At 47.5% G+C, this 398-nt stretch carries 1 protein-coding gene; it reads right to left on the reverse strand.

All coding sequences use genetic code 11. The features are described 5' to 3' along the window. On the reverse strand, positions 1-398 hold a 398-nt coding region (locus AC1M9K_RS14575; RefSeq protein WP_481589648.1), incomplete at both ends, for a GA-like domain-containing protein.

Raw genomic sequence — 398 nt, forward strand, 5'->3', positions numbered from 1 at the left:
CAGCCGCCTCTACTGCTGCTTCGGCATCTGCCAATACTTGTTCGTACTCATCTGCTACGCCATCTTCGTTTTCATCATTTACTGTTGGTAAGGTGATGTCGACTAGATCATCTAAGCGTGCATCCAATGCGTCTTTGTCTGCTCCTTCTGGAAGTGCATCAACTTTCGCTTGTGCATCTTCTTTAGCAGCAAGTGCATCATCACGTGCTTGAGTCAGCTCAGTAAGTTCTGTTGGGGTGATTAAACCATCTGATTCGGCATCTGCTAGTGCTTGCTCTGCCTCAGCATATGCTGCTTCAGCCGCCTCTACTGCCTCTGTCGCTTCTTCAAGTGCTGCAACTGCATCATCCACACCATCTTCGTTTTCATCATTTACTGCTGGTAAAGTGATATCAACC

It is taken from the genome of Acinetobacter sp. 24-47-67 (genome assembly GCF_056779735.1).